The 23,619-nt window shown below is 47.2% G+C and carries 24 protein-coding genes and 1 other annotated feature; of the genes, 23 read left to right on the top strand and 1 reads right to left on the bottom strand.

Annotated features, from left to right (window positions below):
* The first annotated feature begins 126 nt into the window (after positions 1–126).
* The 9 genes from Tfer_RS08460 to Tfer_RS08420 all read left to right on the top strand — a co-directional run bounded on the left by Tfer_RS08460 (position 127) and on the right by Tfer_RS08420 (position 8,861).
* The gene (locus Tfer_RS08460) at positions 127–1,779 is read left to right on the top strand and encodes a spore germination protein (RefSeq protein WP_052218039.1); all 1,653 of its coding nucleotides are present in this window, start codon (positions 127–129) and stop codon (positions 1,777–1,779) included.
* Positions 1,776–2,882, top strand: a complete 1,107-nt coding sequence (locus tag Tfer_RS08455) for a GerAB/ArcD/ProY family transporter (RefSeq protein ID WP_052218037.1) — start codon at positions 1,776–1,778, stop codon at positions 2,880–2,882. Before Tfer_RS08460 ends, Tfer_RS08455 begins: the two co-directional genes overlap by 4 nt.
* Positions 2,875–4,074, top strand: coding sequence for a Ger(x)C family spore germination protein (locus tag Tfer_RS08450; protein ID WP_052218035.1), 1,200 nt, complete (start codon positions 2,875–2,877; stop codon positions 4,072–4,074). Before Tfer_RS08455 ends, Tfer_RS08450 begins: the two co-directional genes overlap by 8 nt.
* A gap of 33 nt (positions 4,075–4,107) precedes the next feature.
* Positions 4,108–4,335: a hypothetical protein gene (locus Tfer_RS08445; protein WP_052218033.1), complete on the top strand. Its 228-nt coding sequence runs from the start codon at positions 4,108–4,110 to the stop codon at positions 4,333–4,335.
* 121 nt (positions 4,336–4,456) lie between these two features.
* Positions 4,457–5,722, top strand: a complete 1,266-nt coding sequence (gene obgE, locus Tfer_RS08440; RefSeq protein WP_052218031.1) for a GTPase ObgE — start codon at positions 4,457–4,459, stop codon at positions 5,720–5,722.
* 34 nt (positions 5,723–5,756) lie between these two features.
* Positions 5,757–5,960, top strand: coding sequence for a hypothetical protein (locus tag Tfer_RS08435; protein ID WP_013121351.1), 204 nt, complete (start codon positions 5,757–5,759; stop codon positions 5,958–5,960).
* Positions 5,961–6,098: 138 nt separating this feature from the next.
* Positions 6,099–6,413, top strand: coding sequence for a ribosome assembly RNA-binding protein YhbY (gene yhbY / locus Tfer_RS08430; protein ID WP_052218028.1), 315 nt, complete (start codon positions 6,099–6,101; stop codon positions 6,411–6,413).
* A gap of 38 nt (positions 6,414–6,451) precedes the next feature.
* The gene (proB, locus tag Tfer_RS08425; RefSeq protein WP_052218027.1) at positions 6,452–7,591 is read left to right on the top strand and encodes a glutamate 5-kinase; all 1,140 of its coding nucleotides are present in this window, start codon (positions 6,452–6,454) and stop codon (positions 7,589–7,591) included.
* 10 nt (positions 7,592–7,601) lie between these two features.
* The gene (locus tag Tfer_RS08420) at positions 7,602–8,861 is read left to right on the top strand and encodes a glutamate-5-semialdehyde dehydrogenase (RefSeq protein WP_427916560.1); all 1,260 of its coding nucleotides are present in this window, start codon (positions 7,602–7,604) and stop codon (positions 8,859–8,861) included.
* A gap of 29 nt (positions 8,862–8,890) precedes the next feature.
* Here the strand turns inward: Tfer_RS08420 and Tfer_RS08415 are convergent, their stop codons facing one another.
* The gene (locus Tfer_RS08415; protein WP_152909011.1) at positions 8,891–9,121 is read right to left on the bottom strand and encodes a hypothetical protein; all 231 of its coding nucleotides are present in this window, start codon (positions 9,119–9,121) and stop codon (positions 8,891–8,893) included.
* 118 nt (positions 9,122–9,239) lie between these two features.
* On the opposite strand from Tfer_RS08415, the gene nadD reads away from it, so the two are divergent.
* The 14 genes from nadD to Tfer_RS08345 all read left to right on the top strand — a co-directional run bounded on the left by nadD (position 9,240) and on the right by Tfer_RS08345 (position 23,309).
* A complete protein-coding gene (gene nadD, locus Tfer_RS08410; RefSeq protein ID WP_052218021.1) occupies positions 9,240–9,860 on the top strand; it encodes a nicotinate-nucleotide adenylyltransferase in 621 nt (206 codons plus the stop codon).
* Between the two features lie 304 nt (positions 9,861–10,164).
* Positions 10,165–10,425, top strand: coding sequence for an RNA recognition motif domain-containing protein (locus tag Tfer_RS08405; RefSeq protein WP_083436869.1), 261 nt, complete (start codon positions 10,165–10,167; stop codon positions 10,423–10,425).
* A gap of 126 nt (positions 10,426–10,551) precedes the next feature.
* On the top strand, positions 10,552–11,133 hold the full coding sequence (gene yqeK, locus Tfer_RS08400) for a bis(5'-nucleosyl)-tetraphosphatase (symmetrical) YqeK (RefSeq protein WP_013121344.1): 582 nt from the start codon (positions 10,552–10,554) through the stop codon (positions 11,131–11,133).
* Between the two features lie 62 nt (positions 11,134–11,195).
* Entirely contained in the window at positions 11,196–11,540 is a 345-nt protein-coding gene (rsfS, locus tag Tfer_RS08395) for a ribosome silencing factor (protein ID WP_052218019.1), read from the top strand.
* A gap of 354 nt (positions 11,541–11,894) precedes the next feature.
* A complete protein-coding gene (locus Tfer_RS08390; protein ID WP_160315546.1) occupies positions 11,895–12,815 on the top strand; it encodes an HD-GYP domain-containing protein in 921 nt (306 codons plus the stop codon).
* A gap of 53 nt (positions 12,816–12,868) precedes the next feature.
* Positions 12,869–13,080 (top strand) — a binding site (T-box leader).
* 61 nt (positions 13,081–13,141) lie between these two features.
* Positions 13,142–14,830 (top strand): AMP-binding protein, encoded by a 1,689-nt coding sequence (locus Tfer_RS08385; protein WP_200901023.1) that lies wholly within the window; start codon positions 13,142–13,144, stop codon positions 14,828–14,830.
* A gap of 56 nt (positions 14,831–14,886) precedes the next feature.
* Positions 14,887–17,355, top strand: coding sequence for a leucine--tRNA ligase (gene leuS / locus Tfer_RS08380; protein ID WP_052218015.1), 2,469 nt, complete (start codon positions 14,887–14,889; stop codon positions 17,353–17,355).
* 113 nt (positions 17,356–17,468) lie between these two features.
* Positions 17,469–17,885 (top strand): 4Fe-4S dicluster domain-containing protein, encoded by a 417-nt coding sequence (locus tag Tfer_RS08375; RefSeq protein ID WP_200901022.1) that lies wholly within the window; start codon positions 17,469–17,471, stop codon positions 17,883–17,885.
* Positions 17,878–19,614, top strand: a complete 1,737-nt coding sequence (locus Tfer_RS08370; RefSeq protein WP_052218011.1) for an aldehyde ferredoxin oxidoreductase N-terminal domain-containing protein — start codon at positions 17,878–17,880, stop codon at positions 19,612–19,614. Before Tfer_RS08375 ends, Tfer_RS08370 begins: the two co-directional genes overlap by 8 nt.
* Before the next feature lie 71 nt (positions 19,615–19,685).
* Complete coding sequence (locus tag Tfer_RS08365; protein ID WP_052218009.1) at positions 19,686–20,519, top strand: class I SAM-dependent methyltransferase; 834 nt, start codon at positions 19,686–19,688, stop codon at positions 20,517–20,519.
* 76 nt (positions 20,520–20,595) lie between these two features.
* On the top strand, positions 20,596–21,114 hold the full coding sequence (locus Tfer_RS08360; RefSeq protein WP_083436861.1) for a CGGC domain-containing protein: 519 nt from the start codon (positions 20,596–20,598) through the stop codon (positions 21,112–21,114).
* 58 nt (positions 21,115–21,172) lie between these two features.
* The gene (locus tag Tfer_RS08355; protein ID WP_013121335.1) at positions 21,173–21,349 is read left to right on the top strand and encodes an ATP-binding protein; all 177 of its coding nucleotides are present in this window, start codon (positions 21,173–21,175) and stop codon (positions 21,347–21,349) included.
* Between the two features lie 124 nt (positions 21,350–21,473).
* Entirely contained in the window at positions 21,474–22,385 is a 912-nt protein-coding gene (locus Tfer_RS08350) for a DUF1858 domain-containing protein (RefSeq protein WP_052218007.1), read from the top strand.
* A gap of 381 nt (positions 22,386–22,766) precedes the next feature.
* The gene (locus tag Tfer_RS08345; protein WP_052218005.1) at positions 22,767–23,309 is read left to right on the top strand and encodes a hypothetical protein; all 543 of its coding nucleotides are present in this window, start codon (positions 22,767–22,769) and stop codon (positions 23,307–23,309) included.
* Positions 23,310–23,619 lie beyond the last annotated feature (310 nt).

Below are 23,619 nucleotides of genomic sequence, written 5' to 3'. Positions count from 1 at the left end.
CCACAGGGTTTAAATTTAATTATGCCCCTGGTAATTTTAGATTATTTATGTTTTTGTGGCATAAGTTGCCTTTTATAGAATGAATTTGGTAGACATGGGCATCATAAATAACGGCAGGTGTAAATAATGCTGAAAAAGTGGAAACGGATACTAAAAAGAATATTTGCCAAACCGGCGCCGGAAAAAAGTATATCCTATGATAAACTGGAAAAGGTCAGTCTTTCTGCCAATTTAGAAGAAAATATCAGTTATTTGCGGGCAGCTTTTGACCGGTGCAGCGATTTTGTCCTCAGGGAGTTTGTGGTTGGGACCACGCCTTCGGTGAAAGCAGCTATGGCTTATATTGACGGGCTGGTCAACAAAAAGATGCTAACAGACGACATGGTCAAGACCTTTATGTATGACGCGGTCCAGTTGAAAAACAAAGGACCTGCCTTGCAGAACAAAGATGTTTTTGCTGAAGAACTGCTGGCCTTTACGGAAGTAAAAACTTCCAACAACATGAAGGACCTGTTGGCAGCCGTACTTACCGGCGAAACGGTTTTACTGGTAGACGGCCTGGACAATTATTTTGCTGTTTCAACGCAGAACTGGGTTCAGCGGGCAGTCACGGAACCGGAAACGGAATCGGTGGTGCGCGGGCCCAAGGAAGGATTTACAGAAAGTCTGCAGACCAATATTACCCTGATCAGGCGGCGGATTAAGTCGCCCCGCTTAAAATTTGAGACAATTAAAATCGGTACCCTGACCAACACAGCCGTATGCATTTCATATATAGACGGGGTAGTGAATGAGAAAATAGTGGCGGAGGTCAAAGAAAGGTTAAAGAGGATCAAGGTGGATGGCATCCTGGAGAGTGGTTATATTGAAGAGTTCATTGAGGATGCCCCTCTGTCGATTTTCCCAACGGTAAATTCTACGGAGCGACCTGATAAAGTGGCGGGGGGGCTGTTGGAAGGGCAGGTGGCCATTCTGGTTGATACTACTCCTTTTGTCCTGCTGCTTCCCGTAACCTTTCCGCAGATGCTGCAGGCCAGTGAAGATTACTACTTACGATGGCCTTTTGCCACCTTTATAAGACTGATCCGTTTTGGAGCGCTTAATAGTGCACTGCTGCTACCGGCTTTTTACATAGCCATAGTTACTTACCACCAGGAAATGCTACCCACCCCTCTACTGATTTCCATTGCCGCCGCCAGGGAAGGGGTGCCTTTTCCGGCTTTTGTGGAGGCCATTTTAATGGAAGGTACTTTTGAAGTGTTGAGGGAAGCGGGCGTCCGGCTGCCCAAAACTATCGGTCAGGCGGTCAGTATTGTTGGCGCTCTGGTAATTGGGGAAGCGGCTGTAACAGCGGGCCTGGTATCACCGGCTATGGTTATTGTAGTGGCGCTGACGGCGATAGCCTCCTTTACGCTGCCGTCTTATTCAGGCTCATTTTCCATTCGAATTCTGAGGTTTACCCTGATGGTTCTGGCTGCTTTTTTGGGTTTATTCGGCATCATGACGGGGTTACTGGCCATTTTGATCCATTTATGCGCCCTGAGGTCTTTTGGTATTCCGTATATTTCACCGCTGGCCCCTACCAGTTTGCGCGACCTGAAGGATATGTTTTTCCGGGCGCCCTGGTGGTCCATGTTTGTTCGGCCCCGGACGTACGGCTATAAAGACGCGGCGCGCCAGAAATACGGCCAAAAGCCGAAGGCGCCGGAAGAAAGAAAAAGAAACGAAAATAATGAAAATCGTATTTCACGTAAAATTGCCAGGAGGAAACCACAGTGATTTTGAAAGACGAAAAAATAGCCAGTACCCAGATGCTTTTTTTGCTGGTAACCGTAGTTTCAGCAACGGCGTTCCTGTTTGTTCCGGCTATAACCAGCGAGACGGCCGGAAGAGATGGCTGGATTTCCGTATTCTTTTTGGCCACAGGCTTTGGCGTTACCGTGTCCCTGGTTTGTGCCAGACTGGGTTTGTATTTCCCCGATCAAACCATTATTGAATATGCGCCGCAATTGGTGGGCCCTGTTTTGGGGAAAACAATCGGCCTGCTTTACTTTATTTTTTTTCTCCATGTTAATGCCATTATAGTCAGGGAGTTTGGCGATTTTCTGGTTACTGCCTTTTTGCCGGAAACGCCGCTGCTGGTTTTTAATATTGTGGTAGTAATGCTGGCGGCTTCCGCGGTGAGGAACGGGTTTGAAGTAGTAGTACGGATGAACCAGTTTGTGTTTCCGCTTTTTATCGGGGTCTTGCTTATAATAATTACCCTCAACATTGGCGAAATGAACCCGGGCAACTTACTGCCGGTGCTGGAAAGAGGTATTAAGCCTGTTATTCTCGGTTCGTTGACGCCAAGCGCCTGGCGGGGTGAAGTGGCGGTGATCCTGATGTTGCTGCCGTACCTGAATAAATCCGAAGAAGCCAGAAACACATTAATTATTGCTGTTCTTCTTATAGCGATTATCCTGGGTGCTTTGATTATGGCCAGCACCATGGTTTTTGGATCTCTACAGGATTCCCATTTTATGTTTCCAACTCTGGAACTGGCTAAATACATAAGCCTGGGGGAGTTTTTGGAAAGGGTGGAAGCGGTTATCGTAATTGTCTGGGTGGCCGGCATTACCATCAAGGTGGCGGTTTTTTACCTGGCGGCGGTCCTGGCCTGCGCCCAGTTTTTTAAAGTGGAAAATGAACGGCCGCTGGTTTATCCGATGGGTATTATCACCCTGGTTTTCTCTGTATCGATGTTTGGAAATTCCCGGGAACTGGTAGATTTTATATCGAAGGTTTTTCCCATATATGCCTTTGTGTTTGAACTTTTCATTCCGGCGTTTTTGTTGCTGGTAGCAACAATCAGAATGAGGGGTGGTCGGCGGAATGCCTAGAAAAATTGTTGTTACAGTAATTCTGATTTTTACTATGATATTTACTGGCGGGTGCTGGAGCCGGCGGGAAGTGGAGGACTTATCCATTGTTTCCGCCCTGGGGATAGACCGGTTTAAAGAAGGTAACCGGCAGAAATACCGGACCAGCGCCCTGGTGGTCAGGTCCCGCCAGTTGGGCGGCAGGCAGCAGCCGGCGGAAGAAAAAAACCCCGATTGGCTGGTTGCCGAAGTTGGCAATACTCTTTACGATGCTGAGCGGAATATGACTCATCGGGCTCCGCGGACCCTTGTCTTATACCACAGTGATATCATATTGATCGGACAGAAAACAGCCCGCCAGGGTATCGGCGATATCCTTGATTACCTGCAGCGGCACAAAGATATCCGGCTCAGAAACTGGGTTCTTGTCGGAAAGGAGGATGCCCGGACCATTTTGGCAAATATGCCGGAACTTGAACAAACCCTCACCAATGAAATTACGGAAATTCTAACCAAGACCAGCCCCCTGGTCTCGGAATCCTATCCCGTGGATTTAAATTTATTTACCCAAGCGCTCCTAGAACCGGGCTGGGATGCTGTAGCTCCCATGGTGAGAACCATTGCTTCCTCGGAAGCTGCCGGCAGCCAGAGAAAGCAGATGGAGCCCCGGCAGACGATAGCCCTGGATGGTTTGGCCGTGTTCCGCGGGGAAAAAATGGTGGGCAGATTGACGCCCGAGGAAACCAAGGGGTTTTTGTATATTCTGGGAAAGGCGCAGGGCGGCATTATTCCTGCAAGTGCAGAGAATGGCAAGGGAAAACTGTCCTTTCTGCAGATAAGTTCCGACAGCCGCTTTAAACCTATTATAAAAAATGGGCGTATAGTCATGGAAGTCAACATTTATGCGGAGGCCAATATTGGGGAAGTAGATGGAGATGTACAGGTAGGGGACCCAAAGGTCTTGAAAAAATTAAATGCCACCTTTTCCCGCGCAGTGAAAGGACTGGCCTGGAAAACCCTCCGAAAGGCCCAGAAAAAACTGAGAGCAGATGTTTTCGGGTTTGGTGTCTCCATTCACCGCCGGTACCCCGATTATTGGCGGGAAATTGAAAAGGACTGGTATGATATTTACCCTGATTTACCGGTAACCATTAAAGTTGAGGGAAAGGTCAGGAGAACGAATATCATCTCGGATCCTTTTACGATAAAATAATCAATTCTGTGAAATTTTCTGGGAGGACAAGATTTGATTCCGCTGTTAATTTCAATTTTTATCCTGATAATAGCTTATGAAGTCCCGCCCCTGATCAGGGAGAAACAATGGCGGGTGCTGGCTGTGTTTGGCACTTTAATGCTGGCGGCCATGTTATTCAGCTTCCTGGCAGTCCTGAGGCTGCCGGTACCGAATATTTCTACGGTTGTTGAGACACTGTTCGAACCTGTCAGTGAGGCTATTACTCGACTTTTGCAATAAAGCTTTTACCGGGTTCGGCAGGAACCTTTTAAACGGAAGAGAAATCTTTAGTAGCACGTCAATTAACGTTTGACAGGCTCAAATTTGTCAATATAATTGAAATTAGATAGGGGATTTGATGATGTTTTATGATCAGGCGAAGATTTATGTAAAAGGTGGCGATGGGGGAAACGGCGTTGTTGCTTTTCGGCGGGAGAAATATGTCCCCGAAGGAGGGCCCAACGGCGGCGACGGGGGAAAGGGCGGCAATGTCGTGTTCCAGGCTGATGAAGGTTTACGCACACTGGTGGATTTCCGCTACCAGCGCCATTATAAGGCTGCCCGTGGAGAACACGGGGGCGGAAAAAACATGCATGGGAAAAATGCCGAGGACCTTATCGTCCGGGTTCCCGTGGGGACGGTGGTTAAAGACGCGGAAACAGGAGAATTCCTGGCCGATTTCACCCAACACGGGCAGACTGCCGTCATAGCGCGGGGCGGTCGCGGCGGACGGGGCAATGCCCGTTTTGCTACGGCCCAGAATAAGGCTCCTGCTTTTGCGGAAAAGGGCGAACCGGGTGAAGAACGCTGGGTGGAATTGGAGCTTAAGGTTTTGGCCGACGTGGGCCTGATAGGTTTTCCCAATGTCGGTAAGTCCACGTTAATTTCGGTAGTTTCGGCGGCTAAACCCAAAATAGCCGATTACCATTTTACTACCTTGGTCCCCAATCTGGGAGTGGTCATTGTTGACGAAGGTAAAAGTTTTGTCATGGCTGATATACCCGGCCTTATTGAAGGAGCCCACGCCGGGGCCGGCTTAGGTCATGATTTTTTACGCCACACCGAGCGAACCAGGGTTTTGGTGCATGTACTTGATATATCGGGTTCCGAAGGAAGGGACCCCATTGAAGACTACAAAACGATTAACCACGAATTACAATTATATAACGAAGAGTTAGCTCAACGGATCCAGGTCATTGCTGCCAATAAAATGGACCTGCCCGGAGCGGAAGAAAACCTGGCCCGCTTACAGGGGTATTTAGGGGATAAGCACGAAATATTTCCCATGTCTGCCGCAGTTGCTGAAGGGGTAAAGCCTCTTGTGTACAGACTGGCCGAACTATTGGATGAACTTACCGATGCTCCCACTCAGGTAGAACATTTGAAAGTTACCAAGGTAAGCGAAGCGCCAAGGTTTACCGTTAGATATGAAGATGGTGTTTATGTGGTTGAAGGCAGGGAAGTCGAAAAACATTTTGCCATGACTGATTTTGAGAACGAGGAAGCCGTCAAGCGTTTTCAACAGATCATGCGCAGGATGGGCGTAGAAGACGAACTTAGAAAGAGAGGCATCAAGGACGGTGATGTTGTACGTATTAAAGACCTGGAATTTGAATATGTTATTTAGAAGATAGTCGCTTGAATGGAGGTATAACTTTTCAATGGATTGCTTGGAGTGTGGCAACTGCAGGCAGGGAGACCGTACGTACTATTGTACTGCCAGGAATGACTTCGTCATCAAGGAAGAAAATTTAGTCATTGAGCGAAGCAAAATGAACAGCGGTTGGAAAAAAGGAGAGCCCGGTTACGAAAACCGGCGCCGCAAAACCCGGAAGGACCGGGATGATATGAGAAAAATTGGGTGATAAAGCAGGTTTTCAGCCTGCTTTTTTCAACTTTTGTTTTATTTCTGTGTTTTATTTATTAAATTGTGCTATAATAATAGGTATTAATTGGGGAAAGAAATTTCCTCACAGGAATGCAAGGAGGTGCGGCTAGCGTAGATGAATGACGCTAGTACACGGGACCTGAAAGGTAAACACAAGCGTTTTCTGAGAGCCATGGGAAGCGGCATAGACCCCATCATTCAGATTGGCAAAGGCGCTTTGGCGCCCAATGTTATTAAGCAAATCGATGATGCCCTGGAGGCCCGTGAATTAATCAAAATAAGGGTTTTAAACAATTGCGCCGAAGAGATCGACCGGATAGCTGAAAGGGTGGCCAGCGCAACGGATGCTCATCTCATTCAGCTTATCGGGCACGTCATTTTGTTATACCGGCCTTCAAAGACCAAACCTCAGATAGAACTGCCCAACTAGTACAGATAGCCTAATCTGTAAAAGCGGAGTGACCAGAGATGGAAACCGGCATAAAGAGTTTCAGGAATTTTCAGGACGCCAAAACAATAGTGGTGAAAATCGGCTCCAGTACGTTAACCCACCATACAGGAAAGCTGGACCTGCGGCAGATGGAACAATTGGTAAGGGAGCTGCAGGATCTGAGGAATCAAGGAAAAGAGGTGCTCCTGGTTTCCTCAGGCGCTGTAGGGGCCGGAATGGGCCGCCTGGGACTGGGCAAAAAGCCCAGGTCCATTCCCGAAAAACAGGCTGTAGCCGCTGTGGGTCAGGGAATTCTCATGCATATGTACGAAAAAATGTTTGCCGAGTATGGCGGCACCGTAGCCCAGGTGTTGTTGACCCGTGAAGACATGATGGACCGCAAGAGGTTTTCCAACGCCAGGAATACCTTAAGCGCTCTTTTGAAAATGAATGTGCTGCCTATTATTAATGAAAATGACACGGTAGCCGTAGAGGAAATACGTTTTGGTGATAACGATACATTGTCTGCCATGGTGGCCAGTCTTATTAACGCGGACCTGTTGGTGATTTTATCAGATATTGACGGCCTGTATTCAGGTAATCCGAAGACCGACCCGCATGCCCAACTTGTCAATGTGGTAGAGGAAATTACGCCGGCCATAGAACAGTTGGCGGGCGGTGCCGGGTCTGACCTGGGGACCGGCGGCATGGCCACCAAAATTCACGCCGCCAGACTGGCCATGACCTCCGGAGTACCTGTTATTATTGCCCATGGACGCAGGAGGCAGGTTCTCTCAGATATTGTGAAAGGGGAAGAAATCGGCACCCTGTTTCTGCCCAAACACAACCGGCTGCAAACCAGGAAAAAATGGATTGCTTTCGGTTCCGCTGTAAAAGGTAAAATAGTCATTGACGAAGGCGCGTGCAAGGCATTGATTGATGAAGGGAAAAGCCTGTTGCCTTCCGGAATTGTCGATGTACAGGGCGATTTTCTGGCCGGTGATACCGTCAGCCTGGCCAGGACTACAGGAGAAGAGATAGCCCGCGGCGTTGTGAACTATGACCATAACCATCTTATGCAGATAAAAGGCGCCAAAACAAAAGATATTGAAAACATCTTGGGTTATAAAGACTACGATGAGGTAATTCACCGTGATAACCTGGTAATATGTATTTAGGGGGAGAAGTGTGATGGTAAAAGAAAAGGTAATTGCTCAGGCCCAAAAGGCAAAAGAGGCGGCCCGCAAACTGGGCCATCTGTCTTCGGCTGTCAAAGACAAGGCTTTGATGGCTATGGCAGATGCTTTGGAAGCCAGAACGGATGACATTTTGGAAGCCAATAGCATTGATATGCAGGCCGGCCGTGAAAAGAAACTGTCCACGGCCCTTTTGGACAGGCTGTTGCTAACCAACGACAGAGTTAAGGAAATGGCGGATGGATTAAGGGCTATTGCCGCTCTGCCGGACCCCGTTGGAGAAGTTATTCATATGTGGAAACGGCCCAATGGACTTCAGATAGGTAAAATCAGAGTGCCGGTAGGGGTTATCGGCTTGATCTACGAAGCAAGGCCCAACGTAACAGTAGACGCGGCGGGGCTGTGTCTGAAAACGGGAAATGCCGTTTTGTTAAGAGGCGGATCAGAGGCTTTCAATTCCAACAAGCGGATAGCTGAAATTATTGCTGATGCCGCCACTTCTGCCGGTATTCCTGCGGGCGCTATCCAGTTAATTGAAACCACCGATCGGGAAGCCGTGAATGTCATGCTTAAATTAAACGAATACATTGACATCCTCATTCCCCGCGGCGGAGCGGGACTGATTCAAACGGTGGTACAAAATGCCACGGTACCTGTTATTGAAACGGGGGTAGGCAACTGTCACGTATATATCGATAATGAAGCCGACCTGGATATGGCCATGAATATCGTTATTAATGCCAAGACACAGCGGCCCGGCGTTTGCAATGCCATGGAAACACTGCTTGTGCACGAAGAGGTGGCCGATAAAGTTTTACCGCCGTTGCTCAACAAATTGAGGGATGAATATAATGTGGAAATCAGGGGTTGTGAAAAAACAAAAGCGATTGTTCCCTGGGTTAAAGACGCCACAGAAGAAGATTATTATACAGAATTTCTTGATTTGATTCTGGCCGTAAAAGTTGTGCGGGATATGGATGAAGCAATAGACCATATCTATAAATACGGGACTAAGCATTCAGAGGCCATTATTACCAACAATTACAATAAGAGCCGCCGGTTTACGGAGGAAGTCGATGCAGCGGCTGTCTATGTCAATGCTTCCACCCGGTTTACCGACGGTTTCCAGTTCGGTTACGGTGCCGAGATCGGTATCAGTACCCAGAAGCTCCATGCCCGCGGCCCCATGGGCCTGCCCGAGTTAACAACAACAAAGTATATTATTTTTGGCAATGGACAGGTGAGGGGTTAATCGGCGGCCACCGACCGTCCCTGGCCGGATTAGTGCAAAGGGTCATCAGACATAATTTCCAATGATTCCTCAATCCATGGGAGCATTTGCTTTTTGAGCCGGTTCATATATAACTTGAGTTCATTTCGGTCCAGTGATAACAGATATTGAGCCCGTGGGTCATTGGGCATATACCGGTAAATAAACATTTTAAATTGGGCTGGGCTTTGGACAGATAAAATATGGTGGATATCCTCGAGATAGTCCCGGATATTCAGCATGAAAATCACCTTGTTTCTTAATATCCCTTGCCGGTTCTCGTAAGGAAATTGGTTGCTTCTTTTTGCCTGTAATACTCTGGAACCTGTTATAACTGTCATTAACAGGGGTTGATTTTGCATGATACAAGCTAATGAAAGAAGAATTGGATTGATGGGAGGAACTTTTAACCCGATACACCTTGGCCATTTGATAATTGCTGAATTTGCCAGGCATCGGTTTGGCCTGGAAAAAGTAATTTTTATACCGGCCAAAGAACCTCCGCATAAAGAACATGAAAAGTTGCTTCAGGCAGAACACCGCTGCGAAATGGTACGTTTGGCTGTTGAGTCAAACCCCTATTTCGAGGTTTCCAGGGAAGAATTGGACCGGCAGGGTCTTTCCTACTCCGTTGATACTGTAAAAAAGTTTTACGAACTGTTTGGTAGCGGGACGCAGCTTTATTTTATTCTCGGCGCCGACGCCATGTTGGAAATAACGACCTGGAAAAATGTTGATAAAGTAATGAAACTGTGTTATTTTGCCGCAGCTACCAGACCGGGGTATACTTTAGCTGAAATGCGCAGGCAGATAGAAGGATTGCCGCCGTCATTTCAGGGTAGAATCTTTACCTTTGAAATACCCCGGATTGATATTTCTTCCACGGATATACGGCATTATATTAAAAATGGTGAACCTATTAAATACCTTGTCCCTGAATGCGTGGAAAAATACATCGAGAGGCATAAACTGTACAGGTAATTTGTTCGTAGAAATCTAGTAACATTTGTGCAATTTACCAAAAGACTTACAGCATATAGTGATTCATTTTGAACATAATACTACTAGAAACAAAAGACATAAAAACTTATTGTTTTGGGTTTTCAAATCTCGAGGTTCCACGTGGGTGTATCAGGCAGCTGTCTGTTTTTAAAAAAGGTACCTGGGTTCAAGAACCCAGGTGCCTTTTAAATTAAAACTCGTTTTTGGCTACCAACATTCTACCAAGGGTTGGGCCAGTGTTTTTGTTTCAGTTGTGGCAGAAATTGAAAGAGAGGTGAAGGTTTTGGTGCGGACCCTTTATGTCGGAAATTTGCCTTGGGCTACCAAGCCGGAAGAATTAGCGGAAGCTTTTGCCGCTCACGGTAAGGTAGTTGGCAGTAGAATAATAACTGACCGCGAGACCGGAAGGTCGCGAGGCTTTGGATTTGTAGAAGTAGAAGACGAAGATGCAGACAGGTTAATTGCAGAGATGAACGGCAAAGAATTTAATGGCCGGGTTCTTACTGTTAATGAGGCCAAGCCCAGAGGCGAAGGAGCCCAATAGGGCCTTACTTGCCAAACCTCCTTCTTTTAAGATGGAGGTTTTTTGCCTGTAATAAAGGAAATGTTTACCTGCATGTAAAATAGTTTAATAGTTTAATATATGGTTCATTAATGGGGAGCGAGAAGCATGATTGACGGTATTGACCTCGAAAAACTACGGCGGATGATGGACGACCACCGGTTTCGTCATACCATTGGCGTGTTAAAAACGGCTGAACAGATGGCCAGGTGTTTTCATATTGACTTAGATAAGGCCCGTATTGCTGCTGTTTTACATGATTGTGCCAGGAACCGAAGCGCCCTGGAACTGCTGGATTTAAGCGCCGGGTTTAAACTGTCAGTTGATTTCTTGGAGAGGCAGGTTCCTGACCTGCTGCACGGAAAAGTGGGGGCGGAAATAGCCCGGCGGGAATTTGGTGTGCAAGACGAAGAAATATTAAACGCTATTCGCCGCCATACCCTGGGAGACGAAAATATGACTACACTGGATAAGGTCATTTTTGTGGCTGATATGATAGAACCGGGACGCCAGTTTCCAGGGGTAGACAGGCTAAGAGAGCTGGCGGCAAAAAATTTGGACGCAGCCGTGCTGGCCGGGCTTAACTCCACCTTGAATTATGTCATCGCCAAAAACGGAATTATTCATCCCAAAAGTATCGAGGCCCGTAATGCCCTTATACTTTCCGGGGCGGGACAGAAGACCCCTTGACAGGTTTACCTTTTTTTCCATAGAATATAACAATAGCAAGATTTATTTAGGGGGATTGAGTTTTGGCAGATAATACTCAGGAATTGATTTACGCGGCTATCCGGGCTGCGGAAGACAAAAAGGCCAGGGACCTTGTGGTTTTGGACTTAACAGATATTTCTCCCGTTTGTGATTACTTTTTAATTTGCAGCGGAAATTCTTCTACCCAGGTACAGGCAATTGCAGAAAACATAAAAGATAAACTAAGAGAAAAAGATGCTGACTTTTTGCGGATCGAAGGGATGAAAGATGCCCATTGGATATTAATGGATTACGGAACTTTTGTGGTACACATTTTTCAGGAAGAAGACCGCGACTTCTATAATTTGGAACATCTTTGGGCGGATGCGAAAGTGGTAGATTTTTAAAAGCGTTTTTTAGATTTGCAGGTTGGCCGGTGCGATAAGCTTCGCTTGAAAGCGGGGCTTTTTATGTATTAATGGCCGAAATTTATTTTCATAATTGCCAAAAAATTAAAAAAAATTATTGAAATGTCGCAAGGAAAAAATCAGTGGGTGTCGAATAATTATTATCATTTTCTTTACAGTTCTTATTACTTAAGGAGAAGTGTAATGGCAAGCGGTTTTAAAAAACAGCGTCTGTGGGATATTTCCATATTAACTGCACTCAAAAAAAATAAGTATTCTTTTTTGATCATTTTGGTTTTTTTTCTTATTATAAGCGTATTTTCTATTATTGTGCCAACACCCTACAAGGAGTTCATGTTCTTTTTTTATGGGATCCCCACCATTTATGCGGGGCTGGTATATAACTGTTCCGGCGCTTTTAATGCTGCGGCCGTATCACTTGCTCTGCATCTGCTAGCTTCCTGGCCCGGGTTTAAAACGTGGTACAAGTCCGGTCAGGTCGAACTGCTCGTTATTGAAGGCATTTTTATCGTTGTTGCTTACCTGTTAAGCTGTTTATTTATCACAAAAATTTTAATTAACGAGCGGGAAAACCAGCAAAAACTTTTAGCGATGGCCGATATCAATGCCCAGGTGGCAAGGGAGCTGGCTCAGGCTAACCGGCAGATCAGCCAACTATATACCCATACTATTCAGGCTTTGGCTGCTGCAATCGATGCAAAGGACCCATATACCAAAGGGCATTCAGAACGGGTAACCAATTATGCCGTTGCAGTGGCCCGGGAATTGAAACTGCCTGAAAAAGATATCCGGAATATTTTTTATGCTGCTATCCTGCATGACATAGGCAAGATAGGGATAAGTGAAATTATCCTCAAAAAACCGGGTCCGCTGACTTCGGCTGAATTTAAGGAAATTAAAAAACATCCGGAAATCGGCGCCACCATTCTTTCTTCCGTTCCTTTTCTGGAAGAAGTAATTCCTATTGTTTTATACCATCATGAATATTATGACGGCGGTGGGTATCCGGCCGGGTTAAAAGGAGAAGAAATTCCTCTGGGGGCTCGAATTATTTCGGTCGTTGACGCTTTTGATGCCATCACTACGGACCGGCCCTATAGAAAGGGTTATAGCAAACAAAGCGCCTTGGCCGACATTGTCAAAGGCAGCGGTATTCAGTTTGACCCGAAGATAATTGAGGTCTTCTCAAAGGTTCTGGAAGCTGATAATATAGAGGCAGACCTGGCGGAAGTTGCTGCATCTGTCCGCTATTAAACGATTGACTTTTACCGGTCTTTAACTTATAATAATTGACATACATTTGAAAAGAGAAGTCGATGACGGAGAGTAGTAAAAGGAATTTGCTTTTCAGAGAGCTGCCGGGGGGTGCAAGGCAGTAAGAAATTTCTTTGAACTCGCTCCTGAGTTGTATAGGTGAAAACAGTAGCCTATACCGGAACAGGCCGTTATCCTGCCGAGTGGGGAAACTGCTGTTTCCCAATTAGGGTGGTACCACGGAAGTTAACCTTTCGTCCCTTGCGGGCGAAAGGTTTTTGGTTTGTTTAGGGGAAGTAGAACTTAAACGAAAGGGGTCAAAGTAGTTGAGTGGAACAGACATTACCAAGGCAAATGAAATTCTGAATATTACGGTGGGAGATTTGCTGGACAAACAGGCCCAAACCTATCCTGATAACGAGGCTCTGGTATATGCAGACAGAGGGTTGCGTTATACATACGCCCAGTTTAACGAAGTTTGCCGGCTGGCGGCAAAGGGTTTCATGAAGTTGGGAATTAAAAAGGGCGACCATGTGGCGATTTGGGCCACTAATGTACCGGAATGGGTGATCAGTCAGTTCGCTGTCGGCAAAATGGGTGCTGTACTGGTGACTGTCAATACTAACTACAAAGTCTTTGAGCTGGAATACCTGCTGAAGCAATCGGATTCCACCACGCTCATATTGATTGATGGTTGGCGGGATTCCAGTTATACAGGCATGATTACGGAATTATGCCCGGAACTGCAAGAATGTAAACCGGGCGAACTTAAATCTGCCCGGCTTCCCTTGTTAAAAAACGTGATTTACATCGGTGAAAACTGTCCGCCGGGGATGATTTCATGGAATGAAATGATGGAAATGGGGAAATCGGTTTCTGATGAGGAACTGGATGCAAGGCAGCGTTCCCTGGACCCTGATGATGTAATTAACATGCAGTACACTTCCGGTACAACCGGTTTTCCGAAGGGAGTAATGCTAACCCATAAAAACATTGTCAATAATGCCATAGCGGTTGCCGACTGCATGAACTTTTCCCATAAGGACCGCCTCTGTATCCCGGTACCCCTGTTCCACTGTTTTGGCTGTGTCCTGGGCACCATGACCTGCGTTGTATCAGGAGCCACCATGGTACCGCTGGTATCCTATAATCCTGTGCAGGTGCTGCAGACTATCGAAAAGGAACGCTGCACGGCCGTCCACGGGGTACCAACCATGTTTATTGCTGAATTAAACCTGCCCAATTTTGACAAATATGACCTCAGTTCCCTGCGGACGGGGATTATGGCCGGTTCGCCCTGCCCCATTGAAACGATGAAGCAGGTTATGGAACGGATGGGCATGAAGGAAGTTACCATTACTTACGGTCAGACAGAGGCTTCCCCGGCTATTACCATGACCAGGGTAGACGACCCGATTGAACTCAGGGTGACCACCGTGGGGCGGAGTATTCCCGGTGTAGAAGTGAAAATTGTGAATCCCGAAACGGGGGAAGAAGTGCCCAGGGGTGTACAGGGCGAACTTTGCGCCAGGGGCTACAATGTAATGAAGGGTTATTACAAGATGCCGGAAGCGACCCATGCCGCCATTGACGAAGATGGATGGCTCCATACGGGAGACCTTGCTGTCATGGATGAAAACGGGTACTGCAAAATAACCGGCCGGGTGAAAGACATGATTATCCGCGGAGGGGAAAATATTTACCCGCGGGAGATAGAAGAATTTCTCTATACCCACCCCAAGATACTGGATGTGCAAGTTGTCGGTGTACCTGATGTTAAATACGGCGAGGAAGTTATGGCGTGGATTAGGCTGCGCGAAGGGGTGGAGATGACGGAGGAGGAAGTCAGGGAGTTTTGCAAAGGGCGTATCGCCCAGTACAAACACCCCCGGTATATAAAATTTGTCGAAGAGTTTCCAATGACGGCCAGCGGAAAAATCCAGAAATACAAGCTTCGTGAGATGGCCATCGAGGAATATAACCTGCAGGATGCGGCAAATATAGAAACAGCTTAACTACAGTGTTGCTGAGTTTAAACTGTTAACGTTACAGCATAGGGGGAAGTGTAGTCGTGAAAGAAAAATATTCATTTAAAGAAATTGAGACTAAATGGCAAAAGATTTGGGACGACATGGGTTTACACAAAGTAAAGGATGACCGTAGTAAGCCCAAGTATTATGCGCTGGAAATGTTCCCTTATCCTTCGGGGAATTTACATATGGGCCATGTGCGCAACTATTCGATCGGCGATGTGGTCGCCAGATTTAAAACCATGCAGGGTTATAACGTTTTGCATCCTATGGGGTGGGACGCCTTTGGACTGCCGGCTGAGAATGCGGCGATTAAGCATGGCGTACCGCCTGCCCGATGGACTTTGAGCAATATAGAAAACATGCGGAACCAGTTAAAGAGGCTGGGCTTTAGCTATGACTGGGAACGCGAGGTTACCACCTGTCTGCCCGATTATTATAAATGGACCCAGTGGCTTTTTCTTCTGTTTTATAAACGGGGGTTGGCCTACAAAAAGAAATCGGCTGTTAACTGGTGCCCTGACTGTATGACGGTGCTGGCCAATGAGCAGGTTGTCAATGGGGCCTGTGAACGCTGCGGCGCCCAGGTGGGTAAAAAAGAACTGGCTCAGTGGTTTTTCAAGATAACCGACTATGCAGACCGATTGCTTAAAGATATTGAACTGTTGAAGGGTTGGCCCGATAAGGTAAAAATCATGCAGGAAAACTGGATCGGCCGTAGCGAAGGCGCCGAGGTCCGGTTTAAGGTGGCCGAGACGGACGATGAAATCACCGTTTATACAACGCGACCTGATACTATATACGGCGTTACCTTCATGGTTCTTGCGCCGGAGCATCCTTTGGTGGAAAAACTGACCAGGGGTACTGCCTACGAAGCAGCAGCCACAGAGTTTGTGCAAAAGGCCCAGGCATTAAACGAAATAGCCAGGACTTCGGGGGATAATGAAAAAGAGGGACTGTTTATCGGCGCCCATGTCATTAACCCGTTGACCGGCGAAAAAATTCCTTTGTACATAGCCAACTATGTCTTAATGGATTACGGTACAGGGGCGGTTATGGGTGTACCGGCTCACGACCAGCGTGACTTTGATTTTGCCACCAAATATAATTTGCCCATTAGGCCCGTAATCGTACCGGAGGGAACGGAACCGCCTGCCGTGATGGAAGAGGCCTTTGAAGCGCAAGGTATTATGATAAATTCCGGGCCCTTTAACGGTTTGCCGAACGAAGAAGCTCTGAATAAGATAATAAAATATATGGAAGAAAAGGGAATAGGCCGGGGTACTGTAAATTTCCGGCTCCGGGACTGGTTAATTTCCCGGCAGAGGTACTGGGGAGCGCCCATCCCAATCATCTATTGTGATAAATGCGGTACTGTACCTGTTCCTGAGGAACAGTTACCGGTTATGCTGCCTGACGATGTGGAATTCAAGCCCACAGGCCAGTCGCCGCTGGCAGAATGCCCTTCGTTCGTGAATACCACCTGTCCGACCTGCGGCGGGCCGGCGAAGAGGGAAACCGATACCATGGATACCTTCATCTGTTCATCATGGTATTTCCTGCGGTACTGCAGCCCCCACGCAACGGAAGTTGCTTTTGAACGGGCGGCCGTGGATTACTGGATGCCGGTGGAACAATATATCGGCGGCGTGGAACATGCGATTCTGCACCTGCTTTATTCCAGGTTTTTTGCCAAGGTGCTCTATGACGCCGGCTTAGTAGGTTTTGAGGAGCCCTTTACCAATCTGTTGACGCAGGGTATGGTTTTAAAAGACGGCGCGAAGATGTCCAAGTCCAAGGGCAATGTGGTCAGTCCCGAGGAAATCGTTGCCAAGTACGGCGCCGATACGGCCCGGTTGTTTATCCTTTTTGCCGCGCCACCGGAAAGAGACCTGGAATGGAGCGACCAGGGCGTGGAAGGGGCTTTCCGTTTCCTCAACCGGGTTTGGCGGCTGGTATATAATTATGTTTCGGGTTTGGATGACACTGCCCATGTGGAGGAAATGGCTCCGACCGACAGGGAAATGCGCCGGATAACCCACGTTACAATAAAGCGAGTAACCGACGATATCAGCCAGCGTTTCAACTTCAATACGGCTATTAGCGCGATCATGGAAATGGTGAACGCTCTGTACCAGTACAGGGATAAGAATGAAAGGCGCAACAGCGCCGTAGAAGCTGAGGCGATGAACAGCCTGATCTTGCTGCTGGCGCCCTTTGCGCCGCACATAGCGGAGGAACTGTGGCATGAACTAGGGTTTACCGATAGTGTGCATACTCAGCCATGGCCCAAATATGACCCGGCTGCAACTGTCCAGGACGAAGTGGAAATTGTCATCCAGATCAACGGTAAAGTGAAGGAGAGAATGATGGCGCCGGCAAGCCTGGATGCAGGCGGGCTGCAGCAGTTTGCTATGGACCAGGAGTCTGTGCAAAAGCTGATCGAAGGCAAACAGGTGGTAAAGGTTGTTGCCGTGCCCAAGAAACTGGTGAATATTGTCGTTAAATAATTTATCCCCGGCCGTTCGGCCGGGGATGAATTTTCCATTGAACAGTGTCCGCGGTGTGATATAATTAATATCATAGGAATTGTTACATATTTCACATTCAGAAGGTGATGCAGGTGGCAGAAGCAAAAATCCTGAAAGCTCCGGGTATGGCCAAGTGTATAGGCTGTTATTCCTGCATGCTGGCTTGCGCCAGGGTCATACACAATGACTATTCGCCGAGACGCAGTGCCATTCAGATCAGATCGACAGGCGGTCTGCAAAGCAGTTTCCTGGCGGTTATCTGCCGGGGATGTCTGAAACCTGCCTGTGCGGAAGCCTGCCCGGCGGAGGCCTTGGTAGAAAGACCGGGAGGCGGGGTAATTTTCAAAAAAGACCTTTGCACTGGCTGCCGCAAGTGCGTGGCAGCCTGTAGTGTTGAGGCCATCTTCTTTGATGAAGATGAAAAAAAGCCCATCGTATGTATTCAGTGTGGCACCTGTACCCGTTATTGCCCACACCAAGTAATCACTATGGAGGTTCGAAATGATTAATGCGAACGGTATCAGGGTATTAGAGATTGACCTGAACAAGCAAAAGATAAAGGCGCATAATCGCAAAGATTTACTGGCTTATCTTGGCGGGGTAGGTGTGGCCACAAAATTACTGGACGAATATATAATGCCGGAGAAGGATGCCTTGGACGGTGACCAACCTATTGTCTTCGCCATAGGACCTATGGAAACGATTTTTCCTGTGGTGACCAAGGTAGTGGCCATGTTTCGTTCTCCTTTAACGGGGGAGCTGGGTGAAAGTTATGCAGGGCTGCGGCTGGGACTGGCCATGCGTTTTACCGGGTATGATGCTATAGTTGTGAAGGGAAAAGCCACTAAGCCAACTTATCTGGTAATTACTGCTGACGGAGTGGAGTTTAAGAACGCAGAACCTTTGTGGGGGCTGACTGTTGAGGAGACAGGCCGGATTCTGCGCAGGAGAGAGACCGGTTCCGGGCTGCGCAGTTGTATTCGCATCGGTCGCGCCGGGGAAAAGTTAATTTCTTTTGCCGGTGTAAACGTGGATACATACCGGCATTTTGGCCGCCTGGGACTGGGCGCCGTTTTTGGCAGCAAGAATTTAAAAGCTATGGTAGTAAAAGGGGAAGAGGGGCTGGCTATTACTGATAAAAAGGAATACCAGCGGGTTTACAAGGAAATATACCAGAGGGTTGTAGAAACGGAAGTGATGGATAAGTATCATGGGCTGGGAACGGCTGTAAATGTCCTGCCTTTAAATGCCATGAACGGTTTGCCTACCAAGAACCTGCAGGCCGGGAGCTTTGCGGGGGCAGAGGAGATCAGCGGCGAGGCTTTTGCCAAGCACAGTCTGGTCAGGAAACTGGCTTGCTCCGGGTGTCCCATTGGCTGTATTCACATTGCCCAGGTCAGGCGCCAGTTCGGAGACCATTACGAATACTATACAACTCCTATCTCTTACGATCATGAGCTGGTTTTTGCCCTGGGTTCGTTCCTTGGTATTGACAACAGAGACCAATTGTTGGAGTTGATTGAAAAGACAGAGCTTTACGGCCTGGACAGTATTTCAACGGGGGTACTGCTGGGCTGGCTGACGGAGGCTTTTGAAAAGCAACTGGTTAGGGAAGAAATGATCGGCTGTCGGCCTGCCTTTGGCAATGCCTCTGTCTACAGAGAGATAATTGACCGGCTGGTGGCTATGGATTCGGATTTTTACAGGGACCTGGCGAGGGGGACATGGTACGCCGCCGCCAAATACGGTGGCTGTGATTTTGCCATGTGCCTCGGTGGTCATGAAATGGCCGGATATCACACCGGACACGCTTTTATATTTGGGCAGGCCGTTGGGGCAAGGCACTCTCACCTGGATAATGCCGGTTACTCGATAGACCAGAAGCTGCAGGGGTGGGACCCTGAGCAGGTGGTTGACAAAATTATTAACGAGGAAATTGAGCGAAACATACTAAACTCCCTTGTCATCTGCCTGTTTGCCCGGAACGTGTATGACAGGCGAACGGTGGTTTCGGCGTTAAGAGCTATTGGCCTGGACTGGAATGAAGAAAGTTTAGGTGAACTCGGAAAGAAAGTTTTCCGATTAAAACGCGATTTAAAGGAAAAACTGGGTTACCGCCTGGAAAATATTTGTTTTCCGCAGCGGTATTTTGAAACCAAAAGCTTTACCGGTTTTGTGGAAGAAGAAAAAATTAAGCAGCTTATGGACATTTATAAGTCCAGGTATTATACGGTTTAAAAGCCCGTGGTCGAATGTGATATATATCACAGTTTTTTCAGACCCACGTCATAGTGGGTGTTTTTTTATTTTTGTACAATGAAGGCAGGACCGGTTTCAGTGAGGTCAGGAGAAGGACGGTGGTTTTCATGCAGCCGGAGGATAACATCAATATTTTTGAGGTTTTTGGTTTTTATTATGATAAAATGATTGATTGGGAAACGAGACTCCGGAATGAAGGGCCTTTTTTTAAAGAAACTGTTTCCGCCAGAGGTGTAAGCAGGGTTTTGGATGTAGGCTGCGGCACCGGCAGACACGCTATCATGTTTGCTCAATGGGGGCTGGATGTTACAGCGATAGACCCCAGCGGGGAAATGATTGAAAAAGCCGGGGAAAATGCCAAAATTGCCAGTGCTGTGGTGAAATTGTACCAAATGGGGGCGGACGGCCTTGGACAATTGAATCAGAAGTTTGATATGGTTACCTGCCTGGGCAATTCACTGGCCCATATCAGGGAAAAGGAAGTTTTGGTTGCAACCATCCAGGAGTTTTATGATTGTCTAGAGAATAACGGAATCCTTATAATTCAAATGAGAAATTACGATAAAGTTTTTTTAAACAGAGAAAGGTACATGCCCCTGAATGTTTACCGCGACCACCGGGAAGAAGTCCTGTTTCTCAGGATGACGGATCTGATAAGCGATGAACAGGTACAGTTTAACATCCTTGTTTTTCAACGGGAGAAGGCTGGAGAATGGAAGTTCCACGTACTGTCAGAGCCATTGACCCCGTGGCGGCGGCACGATTTGCTGGCAGTTATGGCTGAGGTGGGCTTTAAAAATATAGAGACTTACGGAAATTATAAAAAGAGGGCGTGGTCCAAAGAAGAGTCCAATGACCTGATTATAATAGCGGAAAAATCATAAACTGCAAATTAAGGGTATTACTGGGTGCGGTCGGGGCGCAGGGCCACCGGTTGCCGATTATAAAGGAGTGGCGCTTATGAAATGGACAGAAGAAGCTTTGCGTGAGATGGAAAAGGTGCCCGGTTTCGTCAGGAAAATGGCCAAAAGCGCAGTGGAAAAACTGGCCAGGGAAAAAAATATTGATGAAATAACTGTAGATTTGGTACAGGAGACAAAAGACAGGTACTTTTCCATGGTTTCCGGCAAGAACAAAGAAGAGAAGAAGACTACCAAAGTGGCGGTGGTCCGCTGCAACATTGTCTCTGAAGTGTGTCCCGGCGTGGGCTGCCTGAAAGCCTTTAATAACCGAAAAGTACATTTCGAACAGTACGGCCCTGACACCGAACTTATTGGCTTCTTTACCTGCGGGGGTTGCAGTGGGCGCCGGGTTTCCAGACTGGTAGAAAAACTGAAGAATTATGACCTGGATGTTCTGCATTTGAGTTCCTGCATGTGTATGGATTTGGAGGACTACCAGAAATGCCCTTTTAAAAACCAAATTAAAAAAGTAGTTGAAGCCAAAGGGGTTAAAGTGGTAGAAGGGACCCATCATTGAGCAACTAATGGGTCCCTATGCTTAAAAATTGCATTATATAAAAAGGGAGTGATAGAACATGGCACCAAAAATAAACGTAGAAGAATGTATAGGGTGCGGAACCTGTGCCGATGTCTGTCCGCAGGGCGTCTGGCGGGTTGAGGACGGTAAGGCAGTGCAAGTCCACCCTGAGGCCTGCATAGAGTGTGGGGCCTGTGTGGATAGCTGCCCCGTCCAGTGTCTGTCCCTTGATTAACTGTAGTATAAACTAAATGAATCACATATTGGTTAGCTGCATTACATATTGAAGGCGTAAGTGGAAAAACTAGTGAAAGACAGAATTGAGCCATTGGTTTTTGATTATAAGGAGGTCGGATATCATGCAGATAACCAGAAATATGACGGTAGGCGAAGTATTGAAATTAAACCCCAAAACGGCCGATGTATTTCGGGCCATGGGCATGCAATGTCTGGGATGTCCGTCTGCCACGGCGGAAACCGTTGCCGGAGCGGCCAGGACCCATGGTATAGACGAGACAGAACTGTTGACCCGACTGAACAGCGCCGGGTTCGGTGAGGCCAGCGAAGAAGCGAAGGCTTTGGCTCAACCCAAAGGGGCAGTACTGCAGAGAGACAAAAAAACCTACGCCATTGTTCCCCATATACCGGGCGGTATAACCAATCCGGCAACCCTGAGAAAAATTGCCGATGTGGCGGAGAAATATGGTGCGGAAGTGATCAAGGTTACTTCTGCGCAACGATTGGCCATTGTAGGTCTGAAGCATGAAGATGTTGAGAAAGCCTGGAATGACCTGGGCATGGATCCAGGACATGCTGTCGGGCTCTGTGTCAGGAGCGTAAAAATCTGCCCGGCCACCACATTCTGCAAGCGCGGCCAGCAGGATGCCGTAGGGCTGGGGCTGGAATTGGATAAAAAATATCACGGCATGGAATTACCAGGCAAATTCAAGATGGCTGTTTCCGGCTGCCAGAACTCCTGTTCAGAACCGGCGGTAAGGGACATAGGCATAATGGGAACATCTAAAGGTTATGTTGTAATGGTAGGCGGTAACGCCGGCGTTAAACCCCGGTTGGGGGACAGGATTGCTGACCAGCTTGAACCCGACCAGGTTTTAGAGCTGGTTGATAAAATTATTAATTGGTACAAGGGAAATGCCAGGCATAATGAACGCCTGGGAGAACTTATTGACCGGGTGGGGCTGGATACCTTTAAGCAGGCTGTGCTTGGCCCAGAGGCTGCGACTGCTGTAGCCCCGAATCGCGGTATATGATGTAGCAAACATCCTACAAAAAACGCGACCACAGGGTCGCGTTTTTTTCACGGAATAACCATTTAACCGCCTATATGACCACTCGACGGCCAAATGCAACCGTTTACGGAAAAAGTGTTTTTACAGGAAGGAATTCATACATAAATTATAAAAAACATTAAAAAGAGCTTGTCTATTAAATGAACTGCAATAAGGGAGGCGGGACGCCAGGTAAGTTATTTTTTTCACAATCAATACAGTTTTTTAAGCCAATAACTTTTCAGGTTTATTTAAAGCACCTGTTCCGGCATGGGATAGGTGCTTGTTTGCAGAGAAGAGAAATTGGCTATTGGTGTCAGGTTGTTGGGTGTATTGTGGTGTATCTGTGGGGGGATATATAATATGGGGAGTTTGGCAAAGAAGCCATTGTCAGTTTGGCTTATTGGCTGGTTATTTATCATCATTGCCGGTCAAATGGTACTGTCCGGGAGTTTGAACCTGCTCTATCCAGGTTCGGCGGCATCGGCGGAACAGGAGGAAATGATATATCTGCAAAACAGTATGCCAAGTATTTTCGGCCGTGTGTTAGAATACTATAACGACAATTTTTATTGGTTTGCGATATTGCAGGTGCTGTTTTCCGCCTTTATGCTTATATGCGGGATTATGTTTATCAGACTTTATGCCTGGGCCAGAAGCGCCCTTGAAATCATGGCGTCTTTGGGGTTGGGCTATGTAATTGGCGTGACGGTTTTTTATATCTCCTCATGGATAAGCCTGATAAGGAAACCGGGGATTGAAGGGATGAACAGCGGTTTTGTGACGGTTATGGTTTTGGGCGCTGTGGCAGGTATGACGGTATGGGCAGTACTGTTGGCGGTAACAATAAAACACCTGCGTGGACAAACAATCAGGAAAGCAGTTAACAGGCGCTTGTTAATATAGTTAACAAGCCTCTTCTGAAAAAGGAGAGGCTTGTTTTAATTTGAGACGGGTGTTTCATTATGAGAAAAGGCATATTGTATTTAATTACTGGTTTTACATGGTGTATTACGATTTCTTTGCACGAGAAAGTACCAAAACGGGAAACGTCATAAAAGTCCAAAAGACCGATAAAATCCTGTAATTCAGGGACCAGCATTATTTTATTATGGTTGGCACGAGAATTGCTTCTAAAAATACAAGGCGGCAATTCATATGATGAAATTTCTTCAGATTTGCATGTCCTGCTGTTGTGGAAATGCAAACGTAAGGG

The sequence above is a fragment of the Thermincola ferriacetica genome, assembly GCF_001263415.1.
Taxonomy (GTDB): domain Bacteria; phylum Bacillota; class Thermincolia; order Thermincolales; family Thermincolaceae; genus Thermincola; species Thermincola ferriacetica.
Note: the sequence above shows the minus strand (reverse complement) of the source record. Positions and strands in the feature narration are given on the sequence as shown.